This is a genomic window from Pseudactinotalea sp. Z1748 (genome assembly GCF_049725185.1).
Taxonomy (GTDB): domain Bacteria; phylum Actinomycetota; class Actinomycetes; order Actinomycetales; family Beutenbergiaceae; genus CALKWS01.
Genome location: NZ_JBMPQB010000006.1, coordinates 125,460 through 141,409 on the forward strand (window position 1 = coordinate 125,460; position 15,950 = coordinate 141,409).

Genomic DNA, 15,950 nt, shown 5'->3' on the forward strand with positions numbered 1-15,950 from the left:
GCTGAGATCAGTGGCTCGCCTCAACGATGTAGCGCAGGAGCGCTGGATCGGTGGAGGTGATCCGCTCCACCTCCTCGCCCCCGTCGCATCGGCACAGCGCAATCCGCACCGATGTCTCTCCGCGAGCCACGACCTCCCAATCGCCGCCGGCGTTCTCCCAACGGCGCAGTACCGCCAGATCGTGGGAATCGCCGCTGGGTACCTGCGTCATCGCTGGTTCCTCCTGGACCGTCGCATCGTCGCTGCCGAACAGACCCGAGCCACCCGGGTATCGCACCAGCCTACGCCCGCTGGGAATCCAGGTCTGCCGAGTTGTCCCGAGTGTTCGGCCGGACCCGCTGGATTGCCCAACTTTCTTCGTTCATCTTCACTGACCGTGCCCGGTGCGGGCGCAGTTCACCCGGTCGGCTCGAGCCGGACCACCACCGACTTGTAGACCGGGGTGCCCGAATCGATCGCGGTGTCATCCAGCGGCACCAGTACGTTCGTCTCGGGGAAGTAGGCCGCGGCGCACCCGCGCGGGGTGTCGTAGACCACCACCCGGAACCCCGGGGCACGACGCTGCGAACCATCACGCCATTCCGAGACCAGGTCCACCAGGTCACCGTCGGCGAGTCCGAGTTCGGTCAGGTCGGCCTTGTTCACCATGACCACCCGTCGCCCTCCGGCGATTCCCCGGTAGCGATCATCCATCCCGTACACGGTGGTGTTGAACTGGTCGTGGGAGCGCAGCGTCTGCAGCAGCAGCCGCCCCCGTGGGACCTGCGGCCACCACAGGTCATTGCGGCTGAATGTTGCCCTGGCGGTTTGGGTGTCGAAGGTGCGCACGTCGTGGGGACCGTGGGGCAGGCGGAATCCGCCGGGGTGGTCCAGTCTGGCCTCGAAATCGGTAAACCCGGGCACCACGGCCTCGATGTGGCGTCTGATCAGCCGGTAGTCAGCCGCCAGGGCCTCCCAGTCCGCCTCCGGCGCACCGGGAAGTGGACGGCCCCGGGAGTCGGTGAACAACTCCCGGGCGATGCCGCACACGATGGCGATCTCCGAGCGCAACTGCTTCGACGGCGGCTGCAGGTGACCGGAGGAGGCGTGCACCATCGACATCGAGTCCTCCACGCTGACCCGCTGCCGCCCCCCGGCCCGGACGTCCAGGTCCGAGCGCGCCAGGCAGGGCAGTAGCAGAGAGGCCCGCCCCGGGACCAGGTGGGTGTGGTTGAGCTTGGTGGCCACGTGCACCGTAATCGCGCACGAGGCCAGCGCGGCCTCGGTGACGGCGGTGTCGGGGGCGGACTTGACGAAGTTCCCACCCATCGCCATGAAGAATCGGACCCGCCCGTCGCGCATCGCCCGCACCGCGTTCACGGTGTCCACCCCGTGCTCGGCCGGTGGGGTGAAGGAGAACTCGGCGCCGAGTGCGTCCAGGAACGGCTGGGGCATCTTCTCGTAGATCCCCATCGTGCGGTCCCCCTGCACGTTGGAATGCCCGCGCACCGGCAAGAGCCCGGCTCCGGTCTTGCCTAGGTTGCCCTGCAGCAGGGCCACGTTGACGATCTCGGTGATGGTGGGCACCGCGTGCCGGTGCTGGGTCAGGCCCATCGCCCAGGCGAAGACGGTGGCCTCGGAGGCCAGCAGCAACTCGCCCAGTTCTTCGATCTGGTCCCGGCTCAGGCCGCTGGCGGTCTCGATGTCGGCCCAACCGGTTACAGCCAGGCCGGCGGCGTAGTCCTCGAAGCCGTGGGTGTGCTGCGCCAGGAACTCCTCATCGATCGCCCCGGCCCGGCCCGGGGTGCGCCGGCCGGCCCGGTGGGCGTCGAGCAGGAACTTGCCCAGCCCCTGGAACAGCGCCAGGTCACCGGCCAGGCGGACCGGGAGGTGCAGATCGGCCAACTGGGTACCCCGCCCGAGCAGGCCCCGGGCGCTCTGCGGGTTCTTGTACCGGCCCAAGCCGGCCTCACGCAACGGGTTGATCGACACGATCGTGGCGCCGTTCCGCTTGGCCTTCTCCAGGGCGGTGAGCATCCGCGGGTGGTTGGTGCCGGCGTTCTGGCCGGCGATCACGATCAATTTGCTCATGTGCACGTCGTGCAGGGTGACCGAGCCCTTCCCGATCCCGATCGTGCGCCCCAGCGCCTCCCCGGAGGACTCGTGGCACATGTTCGAACAGTCCGGCAAATTGTTCGTACCGAAACCGCGCACCATCAACTGGTACAGGAACGCTGCCTCGTTGGAGGTGCGCCCGGAGGTGTAGAACGCCGCCTGGTCCGGATCGGCAAGGGAGCGCAGTTCGGTGGCGATGCGCGTGAACGCCTGCTCCCAGGTGGTGGGCCGGTAGTTGGTGTCCCCGGCCTCCTTGAGCATCGGGGTGGTCAGGCGGCCCTGGCGGTTCAGCCAATAGTCGTCGCGCCGGGCCAGATCGGCGATGGAGTGCTCGGCGAAGAACTCCGGGGGGACCCGTTTCCGGGTGGCCTCACTGGCCAGGGCCTTGGCGCCGTTCTCGCAGAACTCGGCATGACTGCGCTCCCCCGCCTCCGGGTCCGGCCACGCACAACTCATGCAGTCCACGCCGTCGGGCTGGTTGAGTTTCAACAAACCGGCGGCGCCGCGCACCGGGCCCATCTCCCGCAGCACGTGCCGAAGGGCCGTGGTCACCCCCGCCGGCCCGACGGCGCTGTCCGGCGGCGTTGTGACCTTGAGATCGTCCTCGGTCATGTCCGCACCGCCCTATCCTCGGGTGTGCGGTTCATCGTAGGCGCCTGCGCCTGCGCGGACCCGGTGAAGCGGGAGGTGAGTTGCCGATGGCGCGGATCGTCAAACGATGGCCGGTGCTGCGCCTGGACGCCGACGGCGGGCGGCGGGAACGGGCCGACCAGATCGCCGGTGAGGAACCGTTGGAGATCCGGGTGGGGGCCAGCGCATTCTCGGTGACGATGCGCACGCCAGGCTCCGACCTGGATCTGGTGATCGGGTTCCTGGTCTCCGAGGGCGTGATCCGGAGGGCGGACCAGGTGCGCCAGATCGCCTACGACGGCCTCACCCCGCAGGGAGAGCGTGACTACAACGTGGTGAGTGTGCACCTGAGCCAGGACGTGGTGATGCCCGACCTGGCGCGGCACGTCTACACCACCTCCAGTTGCGGGGTGTGCGGGACCGCCTCGATCGAGGCGATCCGCAAGACCTCGGCCTACCCGGTGGCCGACGACGAGGTCCGGTTCACCCTGGCCGACCTGCTGGCGCTGCCGCAGCGGTTACGTGAACGTCAGGACGTCTTCGGGCGCACTGGTGGGGTCCATGCCGCGGCACTGTTCACCGCCGACGACGACGGTGCCCCGGCCGTGCGCTGCGTGCGGGAGGACGTGGGTCGCCACAACGCGGTGGACAAGGTGGTGGGCTGGGCGTTGCGAGAAAATCACCTTCCGCTGCGCGCCACGGTGCTGCAGGTCTCGGGCCGGGCCTCGTTCGAGTTGGTGCAGAAGGCAGCGATGGCAGGGGTCCCGGTGCTCTCGGCCGTCTCGGCACCCTCCGCCCTCGCGGTGGAACTGGCGCAGGAGGTGGGCCTGACGCTGGTCGCGTTCAACCGCGGTGACCGGCTGAACGTCTACACCGGGGCCCACCGGGTGGTGTCCGGCACGCATACCTGAGAGACCAGGTCAGGACTGCTCGCGCACATGCCCCTCAGCGGGGCGATCCGTGTCGCTGGGATCGCGTTCCTCCGCTCACCGTAGCCACCAGCATTGGAGTCGGAGAAGGCACGTCTCCAGATACGCAACATCTCTTTCGCAATATCTCTTGCGCAAGAGTCCTTTCGCAAGTAATGTTGTGTCCACACCGCACCGAAAGGACCAGCACCATGCGACGCATCGCCCCCACCTCCCTCCGCACCACTCGGCGCTCCCAGATCGCAGCCGAGACCGCTCGGCACCGCCACGACCTGCACCGGGCCCAGGCCTCCCTGCACGCACGGCCGGTCTGATTCGGCAGCGAACCTGCCGGACTCGCCGGCGATAGGGCGCCCAGGTCCGCGAACGGCTCCCCCACCTCACGCTCGCAACGAATCTTTCGCAACACGTCTTGCGCAATGGCCCTTTCGCAAGTACTGTTGTGCATGAGCCACCAGAAAGGACGCAGATGATGCGCCGCACCACCCCGCACCTGAGCACCATCCGCCGCGCCACCACCCGACGCAGCCAGATCGCCGCCGAGATCGCCGAACGTCGGCAGGACCGCTTCCGCGCCCAGGCGACTCTGCACACCCGGGGGGCCTGAGGTGAGCGAAACGACCGCCTCCCCCGAGGACCAGGACCAACCCGGCCGGGCCGAGTACCGCAGCACCGACCCTGCGGTGATGCGGGCGCTGGCCCACCCGTTGCGGATCGAGATCATGGAGATCCTCGACGAGGTCACCGAGGCCACCGCAAGTGAGATCGCCGCCAAGCTCGATCAGAGCGTGGCGAACTGCTCCTTCCACCTGCGGATCCTGGCCGGCGGCGGCTTCATCGAGCGGGCCGAACCCCGGGGCCGGGAGAAACCGTGGCGTTCGATTCACAAGTCCCGCGACATGCGCCCCGATCGCGACGATCCCACCGGGATCGCAGAGTCGACCGAACTGGGCGCTCTCTACGTCCAACGCGAGGCCGCCCGGGTGATCAAGTTCCTGCGCGAGGCGCCCGCCTATATGAAGGACCGCACGTGGGTGCCGGCGGTGACCGTGAACACCTCCACGTTCTGGGCCACCCCCGAGGAGATGGCCGAACTCGCCGAAGGCATCAAAGAGATGGTGGACCGGTTCGATGGCCGCCGCGACCCTGCGAATCGGCCCGCCGGTGCCACCAAGGCTAGGTTCTTCGCCACCCTCAACCCGGACCTCGACGAATTGCTGGCCCGAGCCCAGGACGGCGAGGCCGCCGGCGACAACGCCGACGGCAGCAGCGATCAGGCCCCTTGATCAGCAAGAGCACCCACACCACACGCGACTTCCACCCGGCCCGCTCCGGATTCGGCTGACCCCATCGGATCCGCCCACGCCCGGCGCGCACCGGAGCGTCGTCGTTAATGCCGCCGACAGTTCCCCGAGGATGAGGACACCGATCCATGAGTACCCCCCGCCCGGATGACGCCGAGAGCGAGGCTCCGACCGCCGTCGCCGATGCCCCGGTCGGCATCCAACCGGCTTCGCCCACGCCTGGTCAGCACCCCCCGGTGAAGCCGTCGCTGCGCGAGCGGTTACCGCTGGCGATGCGCCACCAGGCCTTCCGCCGTCTGACCCTGGCCTGGGTCAGCACGAACATCGGGGACAGTGCCCTGTTCCTGGTACTGGCCATCTGGGTGCGGGAACTCACCGGCTCCGACAGCGCCGCCGGGCTGGTCTTCGCAGCACTCGGGTTGCCCGCTCTTCTCGCCCCCCTGGCTGGACAACTGGCCGATCGCGTCTCGCGGCGCCGGCTGCTGATCGCCACCAACGTGGGCATCGGCCTGGTCGTGGCCAGTCTGCTCACGGTGCAGGACGCCTCCGGCTTGTGGCTGATCTACGCGGTCACGTTCTGCTACGGCCTGGCCGCCTACCTGACCTCGGCTGCCCAGTCCGGACTGCTTCGTGACATGCTCAACGATGACGAACTGCCCGGCGCGAACGGACTGTTCACCACGATCGACCAGGGCCTGCGGCTGATCAGTCCGCTGCTGGGCACCGGCCTGTTCGTCCTGACCGGCCCGCATACCGTCGTGGTCCTGACCGCGACCTGCTTCCTGGTTACCGCCGCTGTGCTGACTACGGTACGACTGACAGAGTCTCCAGCGCCGCAGGACACCGATGCTCCCGGGGCGTTGCGCCAACTCGGCGCGGGTTTCGGCGTGCTCTGGGGCGACCCCACCCTGCGCCTGATCACCATCGTGCTCGCGATCGCGGTGGGCATCACGGGATTTCTGAATGTGCTGGTCTTCCCCATCCTCGAGCAGGGACTGGGGGTAGGTTCCCAGGCGCTGGGCATCGTCGTCACCGTCCAGGGTGTGGGCGCGGTGATCGGCGGGGCCACGAGCGCTGCGATCCTCAAACGCATCGGGGAGCGCCGCCTGGTCGGCACGGGCCTGGGCGTGCTCAGCGGTGGGTTGGTCGGCTCCCTGGCGATCATCACGATCGTGCCCGCCGATGGCGCCTTCGGTCTGCTGCTGATAAGCCTCACCCTTGCCACCTCCGGGCTCGGCATCCCCTGGTTCGTGGTCGGGGCGTCGAACTACCGGATCCGGGTCACCCCACCGGGCATCCAGGGCCGGGCGAGCGCGGCAATGAATATGGTGTTCAATGCACCCCAGACCGCTGCCACGGTGGCCGGCGCGGGGATCATCCTGGTGATGGATTACCGGATCCTGCTCGCCCTCTGCGTGGTTGCCCTGATCGGGTGCGCGCTGGCCTGCCGGCCGTGGGCCGCAATACCGCAGGTCACCGAGAATTCCCGGTAGCAACGCTCACTCCTGCGTGGCGCGGTTGCGGCGGTAATGGCGCCGGACCTTGGAACGGTTCCCGCGCAGCGCCATCGAGCACCACCGGGCAGTGTTGGCGTTGCTGCGATCCAGCAGGAACCGGCAGCACTCGGGTTTGGCGCAGGGTCGCAGCCGCTCCGGGCTGCGCGCATGGATCGAGGCCCAGGCGAGCATCGCCCGGGCGGGTCCACGCGCCCGTGCCACATGGGCCGCCGACGCCACTGCGGCGGCCGGCTTCGCTGTCCTTGCCTTCCCCTACGTTCCCGGCCACGCACTTCCCGCGGAGGAGTTGGCCGGGAAGGTCGTCCTCGACAACAACAACTACATGCCCTGGCGGGACGGCCACTTCTCGGCTGTTGATGCTGCCACCAGGACCGTGCACGAACTGCGGCAGGAGCAACTGCCTGCTGCGAAACTCGCGAAGGCGCTCAGCCATATCCAGTTTCACGGCCGTGACCAGGTCGAACGAGAGTCTGGTCATGCCCTCGCCTTCGCGCCGGCCGGCGACGGTGGACTTGCCCGACCCGGCCGGACCGCACATGAACACGACGCTGGCCACAGCCCCGATCCTACGAGAGGGCCTCCCGCACGACCGGCTCGCACCCGAGGATGCGATCGAGGTGCCATTTCTGGCGTACCGATGAGTCTGCCGGTGAACAGGTATCTAACTCTGTGACACCGATGGTCTGTGGAGGATGCGCGATGGTTCGCACTGAAGTGAAGACGGTACGGCGCTGGTGGGTGCTAGCCGTGGTGTGTGTGGCGATGTTCATGGGGGTGCTGGATTCCACGAGCGTGTACGCAGCCCTGCCCGCGATCGCGCGCGACCTCGGATTCGCTCCAGCGGAGGTCCAGTGGGTGATCACCGCTTATGGAGCCGCGATCGGCGGCCTGTTGCTGTTGGGAGGGCGGCTGGCCGACCGTCTGGGACGGCGCATGGTGTTCATGATCGCGGTCGCTGTGTTCGCGGCGGCCTCTCTGGCATGCGGACTGGCTGCCACCAGTGAACTCCTGATCGCCGCCAGGGTACTCCAGGGTGCTGGCGCGGCGGTGATGACCCCGGCCGGGTTGTCGATCCTGATGAATACCTTCCCCAATGGCCGGGAGCGACATAGGGCCCTGGGCATCTGGGGCGGTCTAGGCGGGACGGGGGCTTCGGCTGGGCTCCTGCTGGGCGGTGTGCTGACCGACTGGGTGGGCTGGGCCTGGGTCTTCTACACCAACGTCCCCGTCTGCCTGGTGGTGTTGATTCTGTGCCCGATCCTGCTGCCCGAGAGTCCTCGGAACAACCAGCGGCTCGATCTGCCGGGCTCGATCGTGGCCACCAGTGCGCTGGTGCTGCTGCTCCTGGGACTGTTCCGGATCACCGAGCACGGAGCCGATCTTCCTGCCGCGATCTTCGGTTTCGGCGCCGCCATCGCGGCAATGCTGTTCGTGGTCGTGGAGCGACGCAGCCCGGCGCCGCTGGTGCCGATGCGGATCTTCGCCAAACGCACCCTGGTCGGCGGCAATCTGGTGATCGTGATCGCCGGTATCGCGGTCGATGGTCTACTGATCGTCGTGACGCTGTACGCCCAGCAGGTTCTGGGCTTCTCCGCACTACAGTTCGGACTGACGATGGCGATCATGACCGTCACCTCGGTCATCGGTGTGCTGGCCGGGCAGCACCTGGTCACCCGGTCCGGGTTCCGGAAGGTTGCTGGCGTCGGTATGGCCCTGTTGGCGGTCTCGTGTGTACTTCTGGCTCGCCTGCGGCCCGAGGGCAGCCTTGTCGAAGACCTGCTCGGCGGCTTGGTGGTATTCGGTGCCGGTATGGGTGCGGCATTCGTCGCCGGTCAGATTGCCGCCTTGGCCGACGTCGCCGAGCACGACGCCGGGCTGGCAGCGGGCCTCGAGGAGACCTCCTTCGCGCTCGGGACCACAATCGGTGCGGCACTAGCCTCGGCGGCCGCCATCGGTTACGCGACACGCGCATCCGACATCGAGCCGTCAACCGTGGCGCTGACCGAGGGGATCCAGTTCGCGCTGACCGTCCTGGCTGGCGTCGCAGCACTTGGTGCCCTGCTCGCAATGCTTCTGCTCCGGCCGCAGGAGGAGCAGAGCACCGAAACCGGGGAAAGGATGTTGACTTCGTGAGTACGCAAGAACTCGGCCATGACTTCGATCGCCGGACCCGTCCCTACCGGTCCGAACTACTCGCCCACAGTTATCGGATGCTGGCCTCCATCCACGATGCCGACGACGCCGTCCAGGAGACCTACCTGCGCGCCTGGCGCGGTTACGCCGGTTTCGAAGAACGCTCGTCGATCCGTACCTGGCTGTATCGGATCGCGACCAACACCTGCCTACGCGCCCTGGAGAACCGCGGGCGCCGCGCCCTGCCCACCGGCCTGGGTGGCCCAGCACAGGACCCCACAGCGCACCTGGCGCAATGGCCCGAACTTCCCTGGCTGGAACCACTTCCGGACACCATGCTCGGCGCCTCGGCCGCCGATGATCCCCTCGCCGCAGTGACACAACGTCAAAGCGTCAGGCTGGCGTTCATCGCCGCGTTGCAGCACCTTCCCCCGCGCCAACGCGCCGTCCTTGTGCTGCGCGAGGTGCTCATGTTCAGTGCGGCCGAGGTTGCGGACATGCTGGAGACCACTCCAGCCGCGGTAAACAGTCTGTTGCAACGCGCCCGTGCGCAACTCGATCATGCGCAGGTCGACGAGGATGAGGTCCCGAGCCACCCACTCCACGCCAGCGCGAGCTTCTCGACCGCTACGTCACCGCGATGCATGCCAACGACATCGACGGACTCGTCGCGACCCTGGCCGCTGATGCCGTCTGGGAGATGCCGCCCTATCCAGCCTGGTTCCATGGCGCCTCCATGATCGGGCGAATGGTCGCCGCGCAGAGCCCCGCCCGACGCCCGGGTGATCACCTGCTCGTGCCCACCAAGGCCAACGGGCAACCCGCCTTCGGTCTCTACCTCCCGGACGAGCGGGGTGTCCACCGTGCGTTCAACCTGCAGGTCCTCACCCTGACCCCGGCTCAGATCTCACACGTCGTCGCGTTCTTCGACCTACGCCTCTTCAGCCGGTTCGGCCTTCCGGAGACGAGAGTGCCGAACTGAGACAGCCCCGGACCGCCGGGATGGCTACCTCCTGGTCAGTGCCGACGATGGGCAGGCGGCGCGGGGTCAGTACGTGGACTCGGTCACAACGCCCGGTTTCAAACCAGCGACCAGGTTGAATGCGCCGGTCAGGATGTTGAGGGAGACGACGCCGACGACATCGGCGATCTCCCGATCACGGTAACCGGCGCCACGGAGACGCTCGATCTGTTCATCGGTGATGGCGGTCGGCTCGCGGTAGACCTGCAGCCCGAGTTCGATGATGGCAGCAATCGCGGGATCTTCCGAAGTCCCGGCGCGGGCGCGTTCGATCTCGTCGTCGTCGACGCCGAGCCCGCGAGCGGCGTCGATGTGCGCTTCGAGGCACAGGTCGCATCCTTGCTTTTCGTGGATTGCGATCGATATCCGCTCACTGATCTTCCTGTCGAGTTTGGCTCTCTTCATCGCGCGGCTCAACTGCAGGTAGCCACCCAGGACTGCTGGCGAGTGCGCCATGGTGGCAACCATGTCGCTGACTCGGCCGTGCCGGGATACGAGGTCGCCTAACAGGTCGCGGGCTGCGCCTACCGCCGTGTCGGGGGTGAGACGGGTGAGTCGAGGCATGAGCGTGCTCCTTAGTTGTTCCTTCCGGTGGCTGCTCCCGCGCCGATGAGCCCGGGATTCGGTGTGCACCCTATACCCCCCTGGGGTATGAATCAAGCGCCTAGTGTCGGCGGTGGACGGAGATGAAGAGGACCAAGTCCGAATCCGAAGCCTGGGAATACCAGCAGGCTCGATCGAATTACCGATACCCCCTACCCGTATGGAGTACACCATGACTACTACAGTCAAGAATCAGCGGAGCACCACCAGATGGTGGGCTCTGGCTCTGATTGCCACCGCCCAGTTCATGGTCATCATGGACACCTCGATCATCGGGGTTGCCCTGCCACGCATGCAGGCCGACCTCGGATTCACCCAACACAACCTGTCCTGGGTCTTCAACGCCTATGTCATCGCCCTGGGCGGGCTGCTGTTGCTCGGCGGCCGGCTGGCGGACCTCTTCGGCGCCCGTCGCATATTCGGCACCGGATGGTTCGTCCTGCTCGTCGGTTCGCTCGTCGCGGGCCTCGCCGGCAGTGTCGGCGTCGAACTGACCGGTCGTGCCATCCAGGGTGTGGGTGCCGCACTCATCGCCCCATCTGCGCTGACCTTGCTGATGATGATCTTCGGGGCTAACCCCAAGGAACTCACCAAGGCTCTCGCGCTGTACGGGGCGGCAGCACCGGCCGGCGGTACTGCCGGCGTGTTCCTGGGCGGCGTGATCACCGAGTACATCTCGTGGCCCTGGGTCTTCTACATCAACATCCCCATCGCCATCATCGCCCTGATCGGTAACCGGGCCCTGATGCCGGGCGGTTCCTTGGGTGCCCGGGGATCGGTGGACGTCTTCGGCGCCCTCACCGTCACGCTCGGCCTGGCCGCCGCGGTCTACGGAATCGTCCGTGCGCCCGAGGCAGGCTGGGGCTCTGGTGAGACCTGGATCGCGTTGAGTATCGCCGCCGTGCTACTCGTGGCGTTCGTGATCTCTCAGGGTGTCCGCCGCGAGCCGCTGATGCGACTTTCGATCTTCCGCACCCCCAACCTCGGTGCCGCCAACCTCGCTCAGGTGCTGCTGGGTGGATCGTGGATCCCGATGTGGTTCTTCCTCAACCTCTACCTGCAGCAGGTTCTCGAATACACCGCATTCCCGTCCGGCGCGGCACTACTGCCGATGACAGGCCTGATCATGCTCGGCATGATCGTGCTGGCACCGCGCGTAATAGGCAAGTTCGGCCCCAAGGTCCCCATCGTGGCCGGACTACTGATCCTCGCCGTCGGCCTTGGCTGGTTGTCGCAAATTCGACCGGATGGCAACTACTGGGCAGACGTCCTGCCGGCATCGTTGGTGGCGGCGCTCGGTATGTCGCTGGCCTTCATCCCCTCGTTGGGAACGGCGATCTCCTCAGCCCGACCGGAGGAAGGCGGACTGGCCGCAGGCATCGTCAACACCAGTTACCAGGTCGGTTCCGCCCTCGGTCTGGCTGCGATGACAGCGGTAGCCGCCGTGTACGGGGCAGATCGACTCGGCAACGCGTCCGCGCTGACGAACGGCTTCTCGGCGGCATTCATCGGTGCGGCTGGGATCGCCCTGGCCGGGGCAATCCTGGCGTTCGTCACATTGCGCATGTCGGCCACTGCCGGCGAGCCAGAGCCCGCTGGGGCGGGCAGCGCCGAGCCAGGTGGCAACTGACGTCAACCACTCGCCCGGCGGGAGGCGACTCCCGCCGGGCTCAACGCTCAGGAGTGCAGAACCATGATCAAGCAGGGTTCCCCCCTTCGCGCCGGCCTGGCCACGGTCGGAGGTTCCGCTATTACGCGCAGCATCGTGCGCTGTCTGATCGAGTGCGCCCTCACCGCGCTGATGGGCCCGTTGGGATTGTCCGAACGAACGCAGCGATCAGTATGCGTCCCGGGGGGGGCGACTCACCTTGATGCGCACATCGGTCGCTCCGTCGATTTGGGTGGAGCTAGGGGGATTCGAACCCCCGACCTCTTCCATGCCATGGAAGCGCGCTACCAACTGCGCCATAGCCCCGGGTGCCTGTGCAGGCGAGAGATACTCTAGACGATCCTGGCCCCTTGGGGAAAATCGACCAGACCCCCGCCGGCGTTGTGCGCGGTCATCCGCCAGCCCGGCTCGGCGCCGTTGTTCGGGCGCACCACGCTCCAGTGGCAGTTGCCGATCCCGGTGATGCCGTGCCAGGTCTCCGGATCGTGGCCCAGCAAAGCCACTAATCCCGCGCTAATCGCGGCCCCATGGGCCACCAACACGACCACCCCGCCTTCCTCGTAGCCCGCGGATGCCTCCGCGGCTGCCTGGGCCACACGCTGCCCGAGCGCCGAACGAGTCTCGGCCCCGATGCCCGCCGGGTGACCACCATCACGCCATACGGCGAAGGCGTCGGCCCACCCGGCGCGCATCTCCTCGTGCGTCAGACCCTCCCAGGCACCGAAGTTGCGTTCCCGCAACCGCGCGTCCGTGCTCACCGCCACCCCGGTCCGTTCAGCGAGGTACTCGGCGGTATCGCGCGCCCGCATCAGGTCCGAGGAGATGATCGCGACGGGTTCGATCTGGCTCAAAGCCGGCGCGGCGGCGAGCGCCTGGGCCCGGCCCACCTCGTTCAGAGGGATATCCACCTGGCCCTGCAGCCGTCCCTGGGCGTTGTAATCGGTCTGGCCGTGACGCCAGAACAGGATGGTGGCGCTCATGCCTGCCCGGCACCGTCACCCTGAGCGCCGGCCCGGACCTCCTCGGGCAGTTCGATCACCGGGCAGTCCTTCCAGAGCCGTTCCAGCGCGTAGTAGACCCGGTCCTCGGCGTGCTGGATGTGCACGACGATGTCGCCGAAGTCCAGCAGCACCCAGCGTGCCTCAGCCACACCCTCGCGGCGCACCGGTTTCGCCCCGTGGTCGGCCAGAGCCTCCTCCACCGCATCGACGATCGAGCGCACCTGCCGTTCACTGCTGCCCGAGGCCACCACGAAGACGTCGGTGAGCACGAGCCGCTCGGAGACGTCGAGGGCGATGATCTCCTCCGCCTTGAGGGTCGCGGCCGCGAGTGCGGCCACCTCGGTCAGTTCGATGGCTCGTTCGTCAGCGGGCACGGTTCTCCTCGGGTAGACGCCCTGGTCGAACCCAGTCTACGGCCCGGGCCGCCTCAGCGGCCCGTTGACCAGAGGACGGAACCGGACAGTCCCAGGACAGCGGCGTCGTCGTCCCCGAACAGGTCCCCGGTGGCAAACAGGTACACCAACGCCCCGAGAATCGCGATCACCAGAACCAACACCAGCATCTGCAGCGCGAACAGCCAGCCGGGCGTCTTGCGTGCCTCGGCCTCGTGGAGTTCATCCTCGGGGTCCTCTTCCTCCGCAGGGCCCAGCGGCTGTACTGGAGGTTCGCCGACTTCGGCCGAGCGCATCGCCGAGGTGCGCAACGGTGGCGTGGGGCGTGCCGCCGGCTCGGCTTCGGCCTTGGCCCGAAGGGCCGCGGCCCGCTGCAGCGACTCCCAGCGCGGCGTCATGTCGAAGGCGCCGTCGTCGTCGTCCTCGCTGTCGGCGCTGGCTACCGCGGGGGCCGACGACGGCGAGTGTGGCTCCTGCGGTGAGGTCGCCTCGGGCGCTCGGGCCGGTGTCGGCGCGGAAGCCGCGGCCGGTCCGGAGTCAGCGCTCGGTGCCGAAACCGCGGTGGGACCGGAGTCGGTCGTGGGTGCGGAAGCCGTACTCGAACCGGAGCCAGGCGTCGGTGCGGAAACCACAATAGGACCGGAGTCACCGCTCGGTGCGGAGACCGCGTCTGAATCCGAACGGGCCGTCGGCGCGGAAGCCGCGGTAGCCCCAGGGCGCACCGTCTGCTGACTCACCTCGTAACTGACCGCCGGGATGTCCACAGCCGAGTGCCAGGAGGTCGGGGATGAGGATTCACCCTGCTCCCCCACCGCGATGCCCTCGGCCGCGGTGTTCGCCTCGCGGACCGCGCGCTGGATGGCCGTCAGTTCCCCTGAACCGTCCACCCCGCGCCGCGCACGCACCGAGGCCGGTGGCCGCACCACCGGACGCCGTCCGGTACTGGTGCGTTCGGCCGGCCGTGCATCCATCGTGGGCGGTGCCGGCGCCGCGGCTCGCTTGTCCCGCAGGGACTTCCGGGACACCGGCACCATCAGCGCCGTCGCCGGGCCGCCGTCGGGTGAGGACGCGCTCGGCATCGCCGGACTCCCCTCCCGTTGCTCGGGCTCGGACCGGGTCTCCTGATCCTCGGAGGCACGCCCGGTCGCAGGCTCCTCCGGCTCACGCCGCTCCTCGGCCTGCTCCGAAACCCGGTCAGCCGCGGCCTCCTCCGGCACGCTCCCCGCTGCAGGCTCCTCGGGCTCACCCTGGGCTGCCGTCTGCCCGGGATCGCTCCCGGCTGTGGGACCCTCAGGCTCACGTCGACGCACCGGTTCCTCGGTCCGGTCTGTCTTCGGCTGTGCGGGCGCCTCGGTCGCCGACGGCGCGGACAGTGCCGACACAGCCGAAGCCGCGGTGGCGGCTCGCTCGGCTTCCCGGCGCGCCCGCCTGCTGCGGGGCGGCGGATCCGCCGCCGAGGCCGCTGAAGCAGCGCTCACCGGTTCGGCGGCCGAGGCGGCCGACAGGCTCTCGGCCTCGATCCGCGCGAACTCCGAGGTGGGTACCAGACCGTCGGGCCCATAGGTCAGGGCACCGCTGGCCAGCGCCTCATCACGGGCGCGCCGTTCGCGCCGTGTCAGGGGACGCTCCTCCGCCCGGCCCGCCGCGCGGGCACGGGCCCGCTCGGCCTCACGCCGTCGGCGTCGCTCCCCCAGACCGGCCGTGGTGGTGTCCTCGTTCGGGTCGACAGGCTGGTTCACGCCGAGGTCACCGCCACCGCGTCACTGTCCCTCCCGTCAGTGCGGACACCCAACTCCGGCCGGTGGAACGTGGCCGGGTCGCGGTACAGGCCGTGCTTGGCGATGTACTGCACCACGCCGTCGGGTACCAGGTACCACACCGGCTTGTTCTCCGAGACCCGTGCGCGGCAGTCGGTCGAGGAAATCGCCATCGCGGGAATCTCCAGGAGGGAGTACTCACCATCGGGCAGGTCCTGACCGCTGAGTTCGTGCCCCGGGCGGGTAACTCCCACGAAGTGGGCCAACTCCCACAGTTCCGGGGAGTCCTTCCACTGCAGGATCTGGCCCAGCGCATCGGCGCCGGTGATGAAGAACAACTCCGCTTCCGGGAAGGTCTTGTGCAGGTCCCGCAACGTATCGACGGTGAAGGTCACCCCGCCCCGGTCGATGTCGACCCGGGAAACCGTGAACCGGGGGTTGGAGGCGGTAGCGATCACGGTCATCAGGTACCGGTGCTCGGCCAGGGTCACGTCGCGGTCCGACTTGAAGGGTTGCGCGCCGGTGGGCACGAAGATGACCTCGTCCAGATCGAACTCGTCGGCCACCTCACTGGCGGCAACCAGGTGACCGTGGTGGATCGGGTCGAACGTGCCGCCCATGATCCCGATCCGGGTGCGCGTGGGTGTGCTCACGTCAACTCCGACACTGTGTAATCGGGCAGCCTCACTTGTGACGCTGGCGGGTACCAACCGAGCGGAAGGCGAGCGTCACCAAGAGCAGGAACATCAAGATGGTGATGGACACTACTCCGTACCCCACGGGCGGCATCGGCACGTTCGATGCCTCAGCGGCCAATGCGGTGAAGGTCAGCAGCGAACTGCTCATCGACTCCGGTCCTCTCTGTTCCTGGCTCTACAGCCACAGTTTCGCACGTTCCCG

At 68.0% G+C, this 15,950-nt stretch carries 18 protein-coding genes and 1 tRNA gene; 9 read left to right on the plus strand and 10 right to left on the minus strand.

The annotated features are described in order from the left end of the window. Positions 1-7: 7 nt before the first annotated feature. On the minus strand, positions 8-211 hold the full coding sequence (locus ACO0LU_RS13950) for a hypothetical protein (protein ID WP_424786265.1): 204 nt from the start codon (positions 209-211) through the stop codon (positions 8-10). A 185-nt stretch (positions 212-396) separates the two neighbouring features. Then, positions 397-2,706 carry an FdhF/YdeP family oxidoreductase gene (locus ACO0LU_RS13955; RefSeq protein WP_424791953.1) on the minus strand — a complete coding sequence of 770 codons (2,310 nt, stop codon included), beginning with the start codon at positions 2,704-2,706 and terminating at the stop codon, positions 397-399. Between the two features lie 86 nt (positions 2,707-2,792). On the opposite strand from ACO0LU_RS13955, the gene fdhD reads away from it, so the two are divergent. From fdhD to ACO0LU_RS13980, 5 genes are all read left to right on the plus strand, one after another. Then, the gene (gene fdhD / locus ACO0LU_RS13960) at positions 2,793-3,635 is read left to right on the plus strand and encodes a formate dehydrogenase accessory sulfurtransferase FdhD (RefSeq protein WP_424791954.1); all 843 of its coding nucleotides are present in this window, start codon (positions 2,793-2,795) and stop codon (positions 3,633-3,635) included. 209 nt (positions 3,636-3,844) lie between these two features. Continuing rightward, the gene (locus ACO0LU_RS13965) at positions 3,845-3,967 is read left to right on the plus strand and encodes a hypothetical protein (RefSeq protein WP_424791955.1); all 123 of its coding nucleotides are present in this window, start codon (positions 3,845-3,847) and stop codon (positions 3,965-3,967) included. Between the two features lie 155 nt (positions 3,968-4,122). Further along, on the plus strand, positions 4,123-4,260 hold the full coding sequence (locus tag ACO0LU_RS13970; RefSeq protein ID WP_424791956.1) for a hypothetical protein: 138 nt from the start codon (positions 4,123-4,125) through the stop codon (positions 4,258-4,260). Between the two features lies 1 nt (position 4,261). Beyond that, positions 4,262-4,939, plus strand: coding sequence for an ArsR/SmtB family transcription factor (locus ACO0LU_RS13975; protein WP_424791957.1), 678 nt, complete (start codon positions 4,262-4,264; stop codon positions 4,937-4,939). A 146-nt stretch (positions 4,940-5,085) separates the two neighbouring features. Continuing rightward, on the plus strand, positions 5,086-6,450 hold the full coding sequence (locus ACO0LU_RS13980; protein ID WP_424791958.1) for an MFS transporter: 1,365 nt from the start codon (positions 5,086-5,088) through the stop codon (positions 6,448-6,450). Between the two features lie 6 nt (positions 6,451-6,456). On the opposite strand, the gene ACO0LU_RS13985 is transcribed toward ACO0LU_RS13980, so the two are convergent. Next, complete coding sequence (locus ACO0LU_RS13985) at positions 6,457-6,675, minus strand: CGNR zinc finger domain-containing protein (RefSeq protein WP_424791959.1); 219 nt, start codon at positions 6,673-6,675, stop codon at positions 6,457-6,459. 498 nt (positions 6,676-7,173) lie between these two features. Here ACO0LU_RS13985 and ACO0LU_RS13990 point away from each other — a divergent pair, with 498 nt between their 5' ends. The 3 genes from ACO0LU_RS13990 to ACO0LU_RS14000 are packed head-to-tail and all read left to right on the plus strand — an operon-like array spanning position 7,174 to position 9,589. Continuing rightward, a complete protein-coding gene (locus ACO0LU_RS13990) occupies positions 7,174-8,607 on the plus strand; it encodes an MFS transporter (RefSeq protein ID WP_424791960.1) in 1,434 nt (477 codons plus the stop codon). Next, on the plus strand, positions 8,604-9,347 hold the full coding sequence (locus ACO0LU_RS13995; protein WP_424791961.1) for an RNA polymerase subunit sigma-70: 744 nt from the start codon (positions 8,604-8,606) through the stop codon (positions 9,345-9,347). Before ACO0LU_RS13990 ends, ACO0LU_RS13995 begins: the two co-directional genes overlap by 4 nt. Beyond that, positions 9,248-9,589 (plus strand): hypothetical protein, encoded by a 342-nt coding sequence (locus tag ACO0LU_RS14000; RefSeq protein ID WP_424791962.1) that lies wholly within the window; start codon positions 9,248-9,250, stop codon positions 9,587-9,589. The genes ACO0LU_RS13995 and ACO0LU_RS14000 overlap by 100 nt, the downstream gene beginning before the upstream one ends. A gap of 66 nt (positions 9,590-9,655) precedes the next feature. Here ACO0LU_RS14000 and ACO0LU_RS14005 read toward each other — a convergent pair whose 3' ends face one another. Further along, positions 9,656-10,192: a carboxymuconolactone decarboxylase family protein gene (locus ACO0LU_RS14005; protein WP_424791963.1), complete on the minus strand. Its 537-nt coding sequence runs from the start codon at positions 10,190-10,192 to the stop codon at positions 9,656-9,658. 211 nt (positions 10,193-10,403) lie between these two features. On the opposite strand from ACO0LU_RS14005, the gene ACO0LU_RS14010 reads away from it, so the two are divergent. Next, positions 10,404-11,861, plus strand: coding sequence for a DHA2 family efflux MFS transporter permease subunit (locus ACO0LU_RS14010; RefSeq protein ID WP_424791964.1), 1,458 nt, complete (start codon positions 10,404-10,406; stop codon positions 11,859-11,861). A 272-nt stretch (positions 11,862-12,133) separates the two neighbouring features. On the opposite strand, the gene ACO0LU_RS14015 is transcribed toward ACO0LU_RS14010, so the two are convergent. The 6 genes from ACO0LU_RS14015 to ACO0LU_RS14040 all read right to left on the minus strand — a co-directional run bounded on the left by ACO0LU_RS14015 (position 12,134) and on the right by ACO0LU_RS14040 (position 15,896). Then, positions 12,134-12,206 (minus strand) — tRNA-Ala (locus tag ACO0LU_RS14015). A 26-nt stretch (positions 12,207-12,232) separates the two neighbouring features. Further along, positions 12,233-12,880, minus strand: coding sequence for a histidine phosphatase family protein (locus ACO0LU_RS14020; RefSeq protein ID WP_424791965.1), 648 nt, complete (start codon positions 12,878-12,880; stop codon positions 12,233-12,235). Next, the gene (rsfS, locus tag ACO0LU_RS14025; RefSeq protein ID WP_424791966.1) at positions 12,877-13,275 is read right to left on the minus strand and encodes a ribosome silencing factor; all 399 of its coding nucleotides are present in this window, start codon (positions 13,273-13,275) and stop codon (positions 12,877-12,879) included. The genes ACO0LU_RS14020 and rsfS overlap by 4 nt, the downstream gene beginning before the upstream one ends. A 53-nt stretch (positions 13,276-13,328) precedes the next feature. After that, positions 13,329-15,032 (minus strand): hypothetical protein, encoded by a 1,704-nt coding sequence (locus ACO0LU_RS14030; RefSeq protein ID WP_424791967.1) that lies wholly within the window; start codon positions 15,030-15,032, stop codon positions 13,329-13,331. Continuing rightward, positions 15,029-15,703: a nicotinate-nucleotide adenylyltransferase gene (gene nadD / locus ACO0LU_RS14035; protein ID WP_424791968.1), complete on the minus strand. Its 675-nt coding sequence runs from the start codon at positions 15,701-15,703 to the stop codon at positions 15,029-15,031. Before nadD ends, ACO0LU_RS14030 begins: the two co-directional genes overlap by 4 nt. 31 nt (positions 15,704-15,734) lie before the next feature. Next, entirely contained in the window at positions 15,735-15,896 is a 162-nt protein-coding gene (locus ACO0LU_RS14040; RefSeq protein WP_424791969.1) for a hypothetical protein, read from the minus strand. Between the last annotated feature and the right edge of the window lie 54 nt (positions 15,897-15,950).

Bases quoted from the DNA above. Each gene is read 5' to 3' on its own strand.
- ACO0LU_RS13950 (WP_424786265.1), bottom strand. From the start codon at position 211: ATGACGCAGGTACCCAGCGGCGATTCCCACGATCTGGCGGTACTGCGC.
- ACO0LU_RS13955 (WP_424791953.1), bottom strand. From the start codon at position 2,706: ATGACCGAGGACGATCTCAAGGTCACAACGCCGCCGGACAGCGCCGTC.
- fdhD (WP_424791954.1), top strand. From the start codon at position 2,793: ATGGCGCGGATCGTCAAACGATGGCCGGTGCTGCGCCTGGACGCCGAC.
- ACO0LU_RS13965 (WP_424791955.1), top strand. From the start codon at position 3,845: ATGCGACGCATCGCCCCCACCTCCCTCCGCACCACTCGGCGCTCCCAG.
- ACO0LU_RS13970 (WP_424791956.1), top strand. From the start codon at position 4,123: ATGATGCGCCGCACCACCCCGCACCTGAGCACCATCCGCCGCGCCACC.
- ACO0LU_RS13980 (WP_424791958.1), top strand. From the start codon at position 5,086: ATGAGTACCCCCCGCCCGGATGACGCCGAGAGCGAGGCTCCGACCGCC.
- ACO0LU_RS13990 (WP_424791960.1), top strand. From the start codon at position 7,174: ATGGTTCGCACTGAAGTGAAGACGGTACGGCGCTGGTGGGTGCTAGCC.
- ACO0LU_RS14000 (WP_424791962.1), top strand. From the start codon at position 9,248: ATGCATGCCAACGACATCGACGGACTCGTCGCGACCCTGGCCGCTGAT.
- ACO0LU_RS14005 (WP_424791963.1), bottom strand. From the start codon at position 10,192: ATGCCTCGACTCACCCGTCTCACCCCCGACACGGCGGTAGGCGCAGCC.
- ACO0LU_RS14010 (WP_424791964.1), top strand. From the start codon at position 10,404: ATGACTACTACAGTCAAGAATCAGCGGAGCACCACCAGATGGTGGGCT.
- ACO0LU_RS14020 (WP_424791965.1), bottom strand. From the start codon at position 12,880: ATGAGCGCCACCATCCTGTTCTGGCGTCACGGCCAGACCGATTACAAC.
- ACO0LU_RS14040 (WP_424791969.1), bottom strand. From the start codon at position 15,896: ATGAGCAGTTCGCTGCTGACCTTCACCGCATTGGCCGCTGAGGCATCG.